The organism is Paenibacillus oryzisoli (assembly GCF_001653565.1).
In the GTDB taxonomy this organism is placed as follows: Bacteria; Bacillota; Bacilli; order Paenibacillales; family NBRC-103111; genus Paenibacillus_E; species Paenibacillus_E oryzisoli.
This window is the reverse complement of the sequence record NZ_LYPB01000090.1, coordinates 64,759-78,351: the sequence shown is the minus strand read 5'-3', so window position 1 is coordinate 78,351 and position 13,593 is coordinate 64,759. Positions and strand designations below refer to the sequence as shown.

The following is a 13,593-nucleotide window of genomic DNA, read 5'->3' as shown; positions in this document are numbered from 1 at the left end:
CTCTAACGCCTTCCTTTACCAACTTTATTCCTGTTGACCCGCCTCTTCCTCTTTCGTTTGCTCCGTTATTTGATAGCGCTCATACACGCTTTTCAATTGACGAAGTACACGATTCAATGAGTAGGTTTTCTTCGCCTTCTCCCATGCCGCTCGCGCCAAATTATAGCGGAAGCTAGGATCTATGACGACTTTCTCCAAGGCATGGCTTAGCGCCATCGCATCCCCGACAGGTACAAGCAAGCCATTGTGTCCATGCTCAATCTGCTCAGCGATTCCACCAACATTCGTACCGATCAAAGCTAACCAGCACAGCGCTGCTTCCGCGAATACAGACCCGAAGGCCTCTGCGCGAGATGGCAGTACAAACACATCGAAGAATGGCATGAACTCTTCCGGATGAAGCATATACCCATAGAAAATCGTATCTTCGTAAATATTATGTTCAATGGCTAATTTCTCAAGTTCCTCACGGCTCGGACCATCACCAATAATATGCAGAACAAATGGATGTCCGCGCTTCTTCAACTCGCCGCAAGCAATCAGCAAGGTATCCAAGCCCTTGGCGGGAACTAAACGACAGACGGTAATGAATTGTGTGACCGCATTCTCGTGTGAAATCGGACGGAAACGCTTCTCATCAAAGCCGTTCGGTATAACCCCTATACGTTCACTATCTTGAACATATTCGCCGATGTAATGCTTAAAGGAATTAGAAACCGTAATAATCTGATCGACCCTAGCTTCCAATTCCCCGTAAATCTGGGTAAGGAATTGATGCTCAATCCCATTTTCAGCAATACGGCCGTTTAAAATCAGTTCTCGCTCAAAACTGGAGTGAATGGTTAAAATAACAGGTGTATCAGGATAAATTTGTTTCATAACCAGTGCAGCAATCGGATGATGGGCATGTATAATATCAAATTTTTTCGAAATTCTGAGCTTTGTCCACCATACATAATCCCTATAGGTTTGAATGTATTTATCGATAATTGGGTTTCCGGCATACTTCCGCCAATCGAATGTTACGAAAGACACATCCTCATTTCCCTTGCCACGAATACGTTTAGGAAGCGAGAATAGCTCCATTTCCCAACCTTTTTTATTAAATCGTTCCAAAATATAGGGAACCATGGATGATACCCCACCCGGCTGTTCCGGGGGGAAAAACAATGCTTGCAATATGTTCATTGCATGAGCCCCTTTCCCAAATCCTTGAGCTTACCAATACCTATTGTAACTTGTGTCAGACGAATAGAAAAGAGAACACAACCTCAACAGCACAAATGTTCTATCCGAACGCCGCTTTTTCCTTTATAATAGAGTCTAATCATGGCGAAAAATAGGACATCTTGGAGGAACATATGAACGTTTTGGATTTGTTTTTTGGTGATTTAGCAGCCTTTTTATCGCAAGCCATCATCGTTGTCATCGTTGCTCTCATGTTCGTCATTTCCCTTCGCTTGTTCCTCGACCGGCGCAAAAAAGCGTATATGTCTATGACAATATCGCTCATTTTTGTGGGGATTCAGTATTTGTCTCACTTATATTTTAAAATTAACGACATGGAAACGAGTCTGACCGATTATATTCTGAACATGCTCAACATTATTTCGTTTGTACTTATAAATATGGGGATATATCAATTATATAATCGCACGAACCGGAAGCAGTACATATTTTTCTACGGCTTGATCGTGATGGGATTTGTCGTTTCGATGCTGCACTTCATTGTGCCTCAGCTCTATGACGGAAACCCGCATCAGGTTCGACTGTTGCAAGCAATAGGGTTCGATCTTTATGTTTTCGTGCTCATCTTTATTTGCTTTTATGCCATTCCACCTTATATATCTCAACAATTTAAATACCAGTTAGCTTTAACGATCTATTTCACCTATCAATCCGTACGCTTGGTCAATATCTATATCTACGATCACGCGCAGCATGTCCTTACTTTTGCAGAAAATCTCTTGCCCATCATTTTTTATTTCCTCTTATTTATGCTGCTTTTTGATCGTGTTGTTGAACTCATGCAAGCCATTTATAATTCATCCATTACAGACGGTCTCACACGCCTTTATAATCGTAAATTCTTTTACAATCGTGTTACCCAACATGTACAGCGCCATTTGCCTGTCTATGTGTTGTTCAGTGACATTGATAACTTCAAGAAACTGAATGATACACAAGGGCATCAAATGGGTGACAATGTACTCAAACAGGTTGCGCAAATTATGAAAGATGAAGCGGAAGAATGCGGGATTGCCGGTCGCTACGGCGGTGAAGAAATGGTTGTGCTTGTCTCTGATCCGAGTGTGAAAATGGATACCTTTGCTGAACGTATTCGCAGTCGCATTGAAAAGGAAACGATCGTTACCGCTAGTATCGGATATAGCAAGTACAAGAACGGACTAAGTGCCGAAGAGCTCATCAAACAAGCGGACGAAGCGATGTATCGTGCCAAAACGACTGGAAAGAACAAGGTAGTTAAATTCTCGTGAACAAGCAAAGACCGTCCGGATGTATATCAAGGAAAATAGAGATCGTTATAGGACAACCCTCATCTAAAGAAAAGTTGGGGGCTTTTTGACGTGTATATAGAAAATTTCACCAAGATTATCAGGCACTCAAACCGATAATTGATTATATTAAATAGGTCAAAAATAAGTGAGGAGCGTGTCTGCCCTTATTGTATTAATATTTTTCAAATCGAGGTGAATTTGCTCTGATATATGTTAGGGATGGTATTGGCCCCGCTGCATCATGTAGTTTGTTATCTTTTTATGGGAGTCTACTTCTTCTACGATCCCCATCGGTTCATGCCCGATGACTTAGTTCTCCTGAAGGTTAGGAGCATCCCATGAATAAGGTGAAGGTCAGAACCACAAATGGCGGTACTGTTGATTCTTACGATCATATCATCCGGTTTCTCAATCTTCGGAGAGTGCGCAGCGAATCATGACAAGCGAAAGGGAGGCTCTTAAGGGGCCTCCCTATTTCTTCTGCTTCCTATTTATTACGTGTTTGTCGTTAAAATACCGACGTTCTTCAGCACCACAACGCGATGCGGCAGTCGGATAATAAAATATATATTATCCAGGCATTTGAACCACATTCAGTCATATATAGGTGATAGTGGTTCGAACCTGTAGAGGAGGATTTAATACAAATGATGTTGCCGAGTGAAAAGTATTTCGGTAAGTTTGAAGTGGTTTTTCTATTTTACGGGGCCATGCCTACAGGCGTTACTGTTTCTGAAACTGGGCGCATTTTTATTTGCTTTCCAAAATGGGGAGATGATGTTAAATTTGCGGTGGCTGAAATCGTACTCGGTACATTACAGCCTTATCCTTGTTTAGACGCTAATTTGATAAGGCAATCGAATATCACAACATCCTTCATTAGTGTCCAAAGTGTCGTTGCTGATGGAAAGGGAACGCTCTGGGTATTGGATACGGGGGCTCCTAATTTCTCAGAACCCATCAAAGGGGGGGCGAAGTTAGTCGCTGTAGATTTAAATACAAATAGCATAAGAAGGGTATTTACATTTACTGAGGATGTTGTCCTGCCAACTACTTATCTGAATGATGTCCGATTTGATTTTCGTGTCGGCAAAGCAGGTTATGCTTATATAACGGATTCGTCTTCCCGAGGACCGGGTGCCATTATTGTCGTTGATTTAGAAACAGGTTATGCCTGGAGACGGTTAAACGGGGCAAATTCGACTTCACCAGATCCCTTTCTTTTACCGAAAGTTGAAGGTGAAATCCTGATGAATCGAAACAAAGATGGATCTACTTCACCCTTTAGATTGGCCTCTGATGGAATAGCGATTTCCCCGGACGGCAAGACTTTATATTTTTGTCCACTCTCCAGTCGACATCTGTACTCGATTTCAACGGAAGTCCTAAGAGACCGAACGATACCGGATATGAATTTACAGAATAACGTGAAGTATTGGGGAGAAAAAGGTGCTTCAGATGGCATGATCACTGGTGCAGAAGGAAACGTTTATGCTGGAGATTACGAAAACAACAGTATTCGAAAGATATTGCCGAATGGCAACATGGAAACGATCGCACATGATCCTAGAATTTTATGGCCGGATACTTTTTCGATTGGTCCAGATCAATATTTATATTTCGTCGTGAACCAATTACATCGGCAGGCAAGATTTCATTATGGATATGACCTGCGGCAGAAGCCTTATAGTTTACTCCGTATGAAAATAGACGAACCACCTGCTCCAACGTTTTAATAATATTTCACTTTACTAAAGTAAAAATCACTAACAAACTTTATTTTCCTGAATCATGAAACTACTGGCTGCGCTACTCGGAATTACGTTCTTGTTCCTTGCGCTGGTTATCTTATTCAGCAGTTGGATGTCACGACAAACCATGGTTCCCATGCGCGAAGCTTACGAGCGCCAGCAACAATTCGTGGCTGATGCTTCATTCGTTCATCGTGGAGCTTCCTACTGCATCTACCGCGAAACATTAATTGTTCTTTTTGCCGTAATTCTCCGGCATCCCCACCTGGAGGTAAGTTACTTACCTCCTTTTCAGTCCTTACGTATCTCTCCTGAATTCTTTATAATAGGAATGTACATACGCAATGCGCGATGCGTACACATTCCATATTAGAGCAGGAGGCATTTCAGCATGCAATATCGTAAACTGGGCAATAGTGGACTCAAAGTGAGTGAAATCAGTCTAGGCAGTTGGCTCACCTATGGCGGGTATGTGGGAGAAGATCCTGCGGTTCGTTCTATTGAGCAAGCCTATGATCTAGGTGTAAACTTTTTCGATACAGCTAACGTGTATGAGCGCGGTGAAGCCGAGCAGGTGATGGGGAAAGTGTTAGCCGCCTATCCGAGGGATTCTTATGTACTCGCTACTAAAGTATTCGGTAAAATGGGTGAAGGTCCAAACGATCGCGGTCTTTCCCGTAAGCATATTAAAGAACAAGCAGAAGCAAGTCTTCGTCGTCTGAATACAGATTATGTAGATGTGTATTATTGTCACCGTTTTGACCCGGAAACACCGCTGGAAGAAACACTGCGAGCGTTGGATGATCTCGTTACGCAAGGCAAAGTGCTATATATCGGCGTGAGCGAGTGGACTCCTGCGCAAATCGTGGAGGCTTACGCCATTGCGGATCGGCTCTTGCTAGATAAGCTAATCGTGAATCAGCCTGTGTACAATATGTTCAACCGCTATATCGAAAAAGATATTATCCCCCTCGGTGAATCCAAAGGCTTCGGACAGGTTGTCTTCTCGCCACTTGCCCAAGGACTGCTGACCGGTAAATACCGTGCAGGACAGCCAATTGCAGCGGATAGCCGTGCAAACAGTAAAAATTGGGATGAAAAGCAGCTGAATGAAGCTTCCTTGCATAAGGTAGCTCAATTATCCGGCATCGCCGATGAATTAGGAATCAAAGTATCCCAGCTGGCAATCGCTTGGATCCTGCGTCAAAACAACGTATCCAGCGCACTTGTTGGTGCAAGCCGACCGGAGCAGGTTGTTGAGAATTGCAACGCGAGCGGCATTCAATTGACAGATGATGTGCTGAAGGGCATTGAGACAATACTGCAAGGCTAACTTAAATCACTTTAACAATTGCATAGTATGTGAAATGCAAAGCCTGCCATTGTGCAGGTTTTTGCGTTTAATAGGAAGCTGGAGTAGATGAGTCTGGTGGTGCGATTAGTCTCTTTAAGTAGATGAGTTTGGTAGTGGTATTAGTCTGTTGGAGTAGATATGTCTGGTGTGCGATTAGTCTCTTTGAGTAGCTGAGTTTGTCGTTAGAGATGGCTTATTTGGCTTTTTGAGTGCTGTGTTTTAGTGTTTTGGTACTTCGTTCGCGTATTCGGGTAATTGGGGTTAGTTAGATTCAACAACCGAGAATAACTGGAAAATATACAGCTATTCAATTGTATTTCTAGCGATAATTCCATTTAAATGGAAATTATGTAGTTAATTCTCCCCCAAAACACATATTGACGCCATATACGTAATATTAACTGTATAAAATCCATTTATCCGCTGAATTCGCGCAGTTCCAGCAGAATTAACTACAGGAAATCCATCTATTCGCCTGATCTTTTAATAAAAAAAAGAAGAGCTAACTTCGCTCCCCCTTATTCATTACCTTCCAAGTAATGCTCTTTACAGAACGCTTCCACGACGGCAACTTCATCGTCTTCTAGGTCAAAATCCAGATAAAGCTCGGTCGTTTTCTCATACAACTCGTATTTCATAAGTGCTGACGTTTCTTCCGTTACATTGTAGATCGCTCGAATATATAGACCGCTCTCGGAATATAGCTCATCATCTTCCTCAACTTCGATATCGATGATAAATTCATAGCGTTGTCCTGTCAAAATCCCAAAAGGATCTCGAACTAATTCTACGGTGTAGGTTGTAATAGTAAACATCGTACCGCCCCTTTCTCTTCTGCACCTGTTAGTATAACCGAAATGCGGACAAAAGAAAAAAGGCACCCCTCTGTTGTCCCAGAAAATGCCTCTATCGCTCATCCTATTGCTCTTTTGGTCATGTTTCGGTCTTCCTATCCGTCATCCTATTGGTATTCCACACGTTATTTACCGGCCTTTACTTCACACCTAAAGCATCCAAATTACGCCCAATTTGCAACAAATGCGAGCCCCAAAATCCCCGAGGTCCGGGAAAGGTTCTTCTAACGGATATACGCTCCAGTCAAAATCATTAAATGGACATCGACCGTAACGTTGCATATACCGAAGCTTGAAAGTGATCTGGGGGTTAAACTTTTGGAACGTGGCTGCTTGGTCCCTTCTTGCGTCAGCATCCCAAAGTGAAGATTTCCATTCACATTGGCAACACGACAGTGCTTGGTCAAATGCTCCATGAGGGGAGCATTGATATGGCCATTTGCTCGACGCCTAATACGGGATTGGACCATTCCTTCGAACCTATTTTCAGCAAAAGACTCTCACTGCTCGTCCCTGAAACGCATTCATTAGCTTCCAAACCGACCATTCGGTTACAGGATTTGCAGCATGAGCATCTGCTAATTACGAATTCACAATGCCCTTATCGTCAAAAGCTTGAGAATGCATTGCTCGAAAATGGCGGCAGCCCCTTCTCCGGCATGGAGATTGGCAATATGGCCGCGCTTAAATATTATGTGCAAGCCAATTTCGGCATCGCCGTTGTTCCTGTCATTTCTGCAACACCAACGCCGCCTGGCACGGTTCTTAACACAATTGACGATTTGGATTCCGGTTTAGTCACAGGCTTACTTCGCAAAATGAATGCCAGCACCTTCAGCTTGGCGACAGAGAGTCTCGTCGAAATTTTCCGTAAAGAGCTGACGAGCACAGTATCGTCTGCCTCTTGAGAGATGGTTAGCGAAAGAATAAAAAGAGGCTGAACCCCTGTAATTGCGAAGCAGGTATATACCCTATCGGTCATAAACGAAAAAACGAGGCTGTTTCACAAAGTCTAGAATGACTTTTGCGACAGCCTCGTTTTATACGTCGTCTTGTTTGGTGGACACCTGAACTGGCTGAACTGGATCGTTCTTCCGTTTCCAGTTTTTCGGGTTAAGGTAGCTCCTGTATTTCTTGGCGACCTCTTTGCCTAATACAATGCCCCCCGTCCAGAAGGTAACCTCACTGAAAATAAGCAATCCTGCAATCCATTTGGCCATATCGCCTCCCGTATGTACAATGAATGGGATCGTTAATGCACTTATTAATGCGATTGCTGACAATATTAACGAGCTAATACCTAGTTTCTTCGACATGTCATTTCCCCCTTAGGTTTCAAATAAAATCCGACCCGTTTGCGAAAGATCATAGCCCTGAATCGGTCGAAGCTCATGATGGAATGCTTCTGACTGCAGTACCTCTTTAACAGCTTCAATCCATGCCAGATTCTCCGGTTTCTTCAACATGACAAGATCTACGCGTTCCTTAATTAATGGGATGAAATCCACCCCCCCGACCATGTAAGCCGCCTTCTCAATCCCTACTCCGAAGTTCGCTTCGCCAAGTGCCACTTTCCCTGCGACACCCATGTGATTAGATTCTTCCTGCTCGTACCCTACCATTAGTTGACTAGGGATGCCATGAAGTCTAAGTTGCTCATCTAAGAGGACGCGTGCACCAGAGCCCTTCTCCCGATTTGCAAGCCGTAAATGGGGTTGCTGGAGATCTGCCCAGCCGCGAAGTTGCTTAGGGTTCCCCTTTTGAACATATAAACCTGCTGCACGAGAAACCAAATTCACTACAACATAGGAAGATCCAATCAGTAATTTCCGAATATAGGGAATGTTATATTCACCAGTGTCACCGTCCAATAAATGCGTACTGACTATGTCTGATTCACCTTTATACATTGCAATTAGGCTGTCTAAGCTGCCGACGTAGGAGCGGAGTGGTCTGATCTGCGGGGCTTTTTTCTCCAAATGTTTGGCCAAAATATCCAAACTAACATCCTGACCGGTTATGACAATGGCATGCTGCGATGCGGTCTTTGTTGTGATATGCGGTTGACTTGGAACGCTTTCTTTGGGCTCGGTCTTGATTGCAACCCCTCGGCCGCTTTTGGCCCGTACTTTGTAAGCCTCAAGATCCGCTGCATCTACCCGCATTTGCTTGCCAACGCGATAAGCGGGGAGATCCCCTTTCTTGATCAAATCATAGACCGTTAGCTTGGAGATTTTCAGGAGTTTGGAGATGTCTTCCGTTGTATAGGATATGTCGCTTGTCATCATTTTCCTCCATACGTCGATGTCTCCTTCTATCATAAGCGCAAGACCTAGGTAATTCAAACTTTAGTTATTTACGTTCTTATGATGATCAACTATAATTATTTATATCTAAACCATACTATTTATAATTAAATAGATAAATAATTTGTTGTGGAGGGGTTCCTATGTTAAAAAATGTTATGTTTCGTTCTATGCTATTTCTTATTATCTCTTGTTCTGTAGCAACAGGATGTGCCAAGCAAGTGGAACAATCCAATGTCGAACTAACCATTTCAGCGGCAGCCAGTTTAACGGATGCCATGAAAGAGATTCAAACCAACTATGAGAAGACACATTCACACATTAAACTGCAGTTTAATTTCGGTGCTTCCGGCGCCCTGCAACAGCAAATTGAGCAAGGCGCTCCAGCTGATGTCTTCCTGTCTGCTGCTAGCAAAAACATGAAAGAACTCGTTGATAAATCATTCATCGATGCATCACAGCAAAGTAATTTGCTCCTTAACGGCTTGGTGGTCATCGTTCCCGTAGAAAGCAAATCGAATGTGCAAAAGCTTGAAGATCTATCTGGACCTAGTGTCACGCATATTGCTGTCGGCGAGCCTCAAACCGTACCCGCCGGCACCTATGCCAAAGAAGCTTTAACGAACGCGAAGCTCTGGGATCCGCTGCAAGCCAAAATCGTGCAAGGCAAAGATGTCCGTCAAGTCCTTACCTATGTTGAGTCTGGGAATGCAGAAGCAGGCTTCGTGTATAAAACAGACGCGTTAACGTCTACGAAGGTGAAAGTTGCCTTCACCGTCGATCCCAAATCCTACAAACCAATCGAATATCCTGCTGGTATTGTCAAAGCGAGCAAACATACCAAAGAAGCAACTGAATTTTACACTTTTTTGAAAAGTAAAGAAGCACAAGACATATTCGTGAAATTCGGCTTCACAATGCCTCAATAGCGATGGACGCTATCACATGGAGTGAGTTTGTTTCACCGATTATGCTGTCTTTGAAAGTCGCATTGGTTGCCAGCATCTTCGTTCTGGCACTCGGCGGATATGCGGCATGGCTAATGAATAGGAAGAGCTTCCGTGGGAAGTCTTTGATCGAGACGGCCTTTATGCTGCCGCTGGTGCTGCCACCTACGGTAGTTGGATTTATCTTGCTCGTTATGCTCGGCAAGAAGAGCTGGATTGGCACTGTGATGGACACTTTGTTCCATCAATCAATTATTTTCACCTGGGGGGCGGCCGTGATCGCTTCGATCGTTGTCGCTTTCCCCCTTGTTTATCAAACGATGAAGACCGGCTTCGCCTCGGTCAAGGCAGATCTTGAGTACGCCGCGCGCTCCGCGGGAGCTAACGAGTGGCAGGTGCTATGGTATATCACCTTGCCACTCGCGTGGCGCTCGGTCCGTGCAGCGTACATCCTTGGCTTCGCGCGTGGACTCGGCGAGTTCGGCGCCACCTTGATGATTGCGGGCAATATTCCGCATCGCACCCAAACGTTGCCAACCGCCATCTACATCGCGGTCGAGGCAGGCAATCACACGTTAGCCTGGTGCTGGGCCGGCGCGATCATTGCCATTTCATTCGGCTTCTTGCTGCTGGCTAATCGGAGGGACCGCGGGGAGGAGTAGGATGCTGTACTCCACCGTTCAGATAGATGGAACACGCCATCTGTGTGGGCCAAACTAGCTGGCTCTGTACTCGATTGAATCACTTCTACTCCTCCGTTCAGATAGATGGAAAACCTACATTTATTTCAGTCAAATTAGAGTTATTTATTGAAATATATGGAAAATATGTAATTAACATCAACATTTCCTGTAAAAACATATTTTACCGGAAATTTAAATGTACATTTTCCATCTAAGTCAATTTTCACTTGATTTCCCAGGAAAATAACTGTACTTTTTACAGTTAAAACTATCACGACCACCATACAAATACACAGCAAAAATCCACCTATCCGTTAAGGATGGGTGGATTTTCAGTTCAACTACTTGGCATCCGCCGCGCATCGAAATCCAATGTTGCCGGTTGAGCTGTCTGGTGTATTTTTACTGCGTGCAGCAACACGATAACGATTGCAGTAGGAACGGTGACACAAATATGAGCCGCCACGAAGAACGCGCGTGTCTCCAGATGGAGGGCCTACAGGGTTGTCCTTTGATCCCTTCACATGATAATTAGGACTGAACCAATCAGAGCACCACTCCCACACGTTGCCTGCCACGTTATATAAGCCGAATGCATTGGGTTCGAATGCTTTGACAGGTGCTGTTCCTGCGTACCCGTCACTTTGATTGTTTTTGTCAGGAAACTTCCCTTGCCAAATGTTACACATATGTTTTCCGCCTGGCTTAAGCTCGTCTCCCCAAGGATAGCGCTTCTGGGTCAATCCACCGCGAGCGGCAAATTCCCATTCGGCTTCTGTCAGTAGACGTTTGCCTGCCCATTTGCAATAAGCCATCGCATCGCTCCATGAAACATGAATAACGGGGTGATCCCAGCGATCTTCAACGTGTGAATCGGGGCCTTCCGGATGCAGCCAATCGGCCCCCTCCACCACCCACCACCATGGAGTTTGTTGGACTTTATTCTGCACTTGCGCTGCCGTTGCTTCGGACACAAACAAATGAAAAACAAATGACCAGCCAAAGGATTCCGCCTCTGTTTGGTAATTCGTCGCATCAACAAATTGATTGAACTCTGCATTCGTAACTGCACAAGCGTCTACGTAGAAGGGTTTTATGTTAATCTCACGTACCGGTCCTTCACCATCCGCAGGGAAACCTTCACGATCATCCGTTCCCATTAGAAATTTTCCACCAGGAATGAATATCATGCCATCTTTGTCAATTTGGCGAGCCGTCCCTAATGTTTCAACTGACATTATCGCTTCGGGATGTGCTGATGGTTGATCGGATGACGCGCGGCTGGCTGAGCAGCATGTTGGTTTATTCGTTTCCATAACTGTCGTCCTCTCACTTTCGTTAATATGCAGTTAACTAAATATAGCAATTCCGACGAGTGCCGACAATACAATCGTGGCAAGTGGATGCCATTTGTACTTTTGGACAACGATAAACACGCCAGCCGCGATTCCTACAGTGAACAAAACTTCCCACGAAAAAAGCTGTTGCGTACGATCCGAGAAGCCAAAATGAATGGCCGCATAGACAATTAATCCAGTTACAATCGGTCTCAACCCATAAAACGTGGTGTGCACCGCTCTACTTTGAACTATTTTATAAAAGAAAGAAGAAATGATAATTACAATAACTAAAGACGGTAATACCATGCCAATCGTTGCAATTAGAGCACCAAGAATGCCATCTGCTTTGTAGCCAATTATCGTTGCTGTATTCGTTGCAATTGGCCCAGGTGACATTCCTGCCGCCGCTACACTCTGAGCAAAATGCTCTGTCGTCATCCATTTATGCTGCTCGACCTCATGCTGAATAATTGGGATCATCGCATAACCGCCGCCGAATGACATGAATCCTATTTTCAAAAAAGTAATAAAGAGTTCCCATAACACCATCTACTTCGCCCCCCCTCTCATATCCCATCCGCGATGTAATAATCGTAGTAGGTGTAGCCATTATAGGAGGTGTGTACAGGTTCTTTGCCTTTTTCCAAGCTAATTTGGAAGCCAAACGTTTCTTTCACTTTGACAAAAACAAAACCAATAAATAAACCGATGAGTATCATGAAGAGCGGGTTAATAGGAAGCAGCAACAGAATCGCTACCGTGCTAATTGCCGTAACTAATGTCGTTTTATCAAAAATCGCCGAACGAGCCATATTATATGCCGCTAACACGATGAGTCCAATGATTGCTCCATGAATGCCTTTGAATGCGGCCACAACTTTCGGATCCGCCTGCATGAAAACCAAGAAAATGCTAAGTGTTAACGCAATTAGAAATGTTGGTAAAGCGATGCCGATGACGGCTGCCGCTGCACCAGAGATACCAGCCATTCGATAGCCAATAAATGCCGATGCATTGATACCGATCCCACCAGGAGCAGAACCTGCTATGGATATGATGTTGGAAATCTCGTCTTGTTTGACCCACTCTCGCTTTTCGACTACTTCCCGCTCAATAACGGGAATCATGGCATAGCCGCCGCCAAACGTGGATGGTCCGATCTTAAGAAATGTCCAGAATATATCCAAACAAAGATGTAAGTGATGCTTTCGCATATGGATTCCTCCTTTAGCCCATTTGTATGGTAAATCAATTATACCCCACTTAACTCCAAAATGGAATAAACATTTTAGATATTAGGATTAATCGAAATTAATCCGGCAGTATTCACGAAAATATAATCCGTATAATCCGATCATTTCACTTAGTTTTATTCACAATGATTTTAAGTGTTTGTAGATAAAGCGAGCAGAAGGGCATGATTTAATCGAAGTTAGCGGATAGGTGTCTACGTTCGGTGATTTCCGGAGAGTGTAGGTCGCATTTTGACTTTCGGCTTCAGCGCGGCGCTCTTGGGTACGTGTAAGTCGATTTTTTCGACTTTCGGCCGGTTACTTTACTCCCTTGACACCAAATAGTCAGGAATTTCCGAACTAATTTCACTTTACTCCACTCTTAAGTACGAGTAGTCCTAAATATCCCAACTAAATCGACCAAATTACCTTCAGCGAGTGAGAATCGGCAATTTAGTTGGGTAAATTAGGACTATTAGCGATTTCCCACCAATAATCTTCATTTTAATTCGGAAATTTCGGACTAATCTTGCTTCTCCCAAATTTGCGCAGTAATGGTAATGTTGTCTTGTTATGTTGTCTTGTTATGTTGTCTTGTTATGTTGTC

At 43.9% G+C, this 13,593-nt stretch carries 13 protein-coding genes; 6 read left to right on the top strand and 7 right to left on the bottom strand.

What is annotated here, in order from left to right:
- Positions 1 to 24 precede the first annotated feature (24 nt).
- Positions 25 to 1,188, bottom strand: coding sequence for a glycosyltransferase family 4 protein (locus A8708_RS29650; protein WP_068669807.1), 1,164 nt, complete (start codon positions 1,186 to 1,188; stop codon positions 25 to 27).
- Between the two features lie 173 nt (positions 1,189 to 1,361).
- Between A8708_RS29650 and A8708_RS29645 the strand changes: the two genes are divergently transcribed.
- The 3 genes from A8708_RS29645 to A8708_RS29635 all read left to right on the top strand — a co-directional run bounded on the left by A8708_RS29645 (position 1,362) and on the right by A8708_RS29635 (position 5,603).
- Complete coding sequence (locus A8708_RS29645) at positions 1,362 to 2,498, top strand: GGDEF domain-containing protein (protein ID WP_068669806.1); 1,137 nt, start codon at positions 1,362 to 1,364, stop codon at positions 2,496 to 2,498.
- A gap of 668 nt (positions 2,499 to 3,166) precedes the next feature.
- Positions 3,167 to 4,255, top strand: a complete 1,089-nt coding sequence (locus A8708_RS29640) for an L-dopachrome tautomerase-related protein (protein ID WP_204787670.1) — start codon at positions 3,167 to 3,169, stop codon at positions 4,253 to 4,255.
- A 406-nt stretch (positions 4,256 to 4,661) separates the two neighbouring features.
- Positions 4,662 to 5,603, top strand: coding sequence for an aldo/keto reductase family protein (locus tag A8708_RS29635; RefSeq protein ID WP_068669802.1), 942 nt, complete (start codon positions 4,662 to 4,664; stop codon positions 5,601 to 5,603).
- 539 nt (positions 5,604 to 6,142) lie between these two features.
- Here A8708_RS29635 and A8708_RS29630 read toward each other — a convergent pair.
- Complete coding sequence (locus tag A8708_RS29630) at positions 6,143 to 6,439, bottom strand: DUF6509 family protein (protein WP_068669800.1); 297 nt, start codon at positions 6,437 to 6,439, stop codon at positions 6,143 to 6,145.
- Positions 6,440 to 6,807: 368 nt separating this feature from the next.
- On the opposite strand from A8708_RS29630, the gene A8708_RS29625 reads away from it, so the two are divergent.
- Complete coding sequence (locus tag A8708_RS29625; protein WP_082927892.1) at positions 6,808 to 7,386, top strand: LysR family transcriptional regulator substrate-binding protein; 579 nt, start codon at positions 6,808 to 6,810, stop codon at positions 7,384 to 7,386.
- A gap of 132 nt (positions 7,387 to 7,518) precedes the next feature.
- Here the strand turns inward: A8708_RS29625 and A8708_RS29620 are convergent, their stop codons facing one another.
- Together A8708_RS29620 and A8708_RS29615 are read right to left on the bottom strand one after the other, a co-directional pair.
- Positions 7,519 to 7,794 carry a transporter suffix domain-containing protein gene (locus A8708_RS29620; protein WP_068669796.1) on the bottom strand — a complete coding sequence of 92 codons (276 nt, stop codon included), beginning with the start codon at positions 7,792 to 7,794 and terminating at the stop codon, positions 7,519 to 7,521.
- Positions 7,795 to 7,806: 12 nt separating this feature from the next.
- Entirely contained in the window at positions 7,807 to 8,763 is a 957-nt protein-coding gene (locus A8708_RS29615; RefSeq protein WP_068669794.1) for a helix-turn-helix transcriptional regulator, read from the bottom strand.
- Between the two features lie 164 nt (positions 8,764 to 8,927).
- Between A8708_RS29615 and modA the strand changes: the two genes are divergently transcribed.
- A complete protein-coding gene (gene modA, locus A8708_RS29610; RefSeq protein WP_068669792.1) occupies positions 8,928 to 9,713 on the top strand; it encodes a molybdate ABC transporter substrate-binding protein in 786 nt (261 codons plus the stop codon).
- Between the two features lie 41 nt (positions 9,714 to 9,754).
- On the top strand, positions 9,755 to 10,393 hold the full coding sequence (gene modB, locus A8708_RS29605) for a molybdate ABC transporter permease subunit (RefSeq protein WP_420848633.1): 639 nt from the start codon (positions 9,755 to 9,757) through the stop codon (positions 10,391 to 10,393).
- Positions 10,394 to 10,755: 362 nt separating this feature from the next.
- Here the strand turns inward: modB and A8708_RS29600 are convergent, their stop codons facing one another.
- From A8708_RS29600 to A8708_RS29590, 3 genes are read right to left on the bottom strand one after another with little or no spacing between them, the layout of a single operon-like run.
- The gene (locus A8708_RS29600) at positions 10,756 to 11,730 is read right to left on the bottom strand and encodes a formylglycine-generating enzyme family protein (protein ID WP_068669788.1); all 975 of its coding nucleotides are present in this window, start codon (positions 11,728 to 11,730) and stop codon (positions 10,756 to 10,758) included.
- Positions 11,731 to 11,763: 33 nt separating this feature from the next.
- On the bottom strand, positions 11,764 to 12,303 hold the full coding sequence (locus tag A8708_RS29595) for a chromate transporter (RefSeq protein ID WP_068669786.1): 540 nt from the start codon (positions 12,301 to 12,303) through the stop codon (positions 11,764 to 11,766).
- A 17-nt stretch (positions 12,304 to 12,320) separates the two neighbouring features.
- On the bottom strand, positions 12,321 to 12,968 hold the full coding sequence (locus tag A8708_RS29590) for a chromate transporter (RefSeq protein ID WP_068669784.1): 648 nt from the start codon (positions 12,966 to 12,968) through the stop codon (positions 12,321 to 12,323).
- Between the last annotated feature and the right edge of the window lie 625 nt (positions 12,969 to 13,593).

Bases quoted from the DNA above. Each gene is read 5' to 3' on its own strand.
- A8708_RS29650 (WP_068669807.1), bottom strand. From the start codon at position 1,188: ATGAACATATTGCAAGCATTGTTTTTCCCCCCGGAACAGCCGGGTGGG.
- A8708_RS29645 (WP_068669806.1), top strand. From the start codon at position 1,362: ATGAACGTTTTGGATTTGTTTTTTGGTGATTTAGCAGCCTTTTTATCG.
- A8708_RS29640 (WP_204787670.1), top strand. From the start codon at position 3,167: ATGATGTTGCCGAGTGAAAAGTATTTCGGTAAGTTTGAAGTGGTTTTT.
- A8708_RS29635 (WP_068669802.1), top strand. From the start codon at position 4,662: ATGCAATATCGTAAACTGGGCAATAGTGGACTCAAAGTGAGTGAAATC.
- A8708_RS29630 (WP_068669800.1), bottom strand. From the start codon at position 6,439: ATGTTTACTATTACAACCTACACCGTAGAATTAGTTCGAGATCCTTTT.
- A8708_RS29620 (WP_068669796.1), bottom strand. From the start codon at position 7,794: ATGTCGAAGAAACTAGGTATTAGCTCGTTAATATTGTCAGCAATCGCA.
- A8708_RS29615 (WP_068669794.1), bottom strand. From the start codon at position 8,763: ATGACAAGCGACATATCCTATACAACGGAAGACATCTCCAAACTCCTG.
- modA (WP_068669792.1), top strand. From the start codon at position 8,928: ATGTTAAAAAATGTTATGTTTCGTTCTATGCTATTTCTTATTATCTCT.
- modB (WP_420848633.1), top strand. From the start codon at position 9,755: ATGCTGTCTTTGAAAGTCGCATTGGTTGCCAGCATCTTCGTTCTGGCA.
- A8708_RS29600 (WP_068669788.1), bottom strand. From the start codon at position 11,730: ATGGAAACGAATAAACCAACATGCTGCTCAGCCAGCCGCGCGTCATCC.
- A8708_RS29595 (WP_068669786.1), bottom strand. From the start codon at position 12,303: ATGGTGTTATGGGAACTCTTTATTACTTTTTTGAAAATAGGATTCATG.
- A8708_RS29590 (WP_068669784.1), bottom strand. From the start codon at position 12,968: ATGCGAAAGCATCACTTACATCTTTGTTTGGATATATTCTGGACATTT.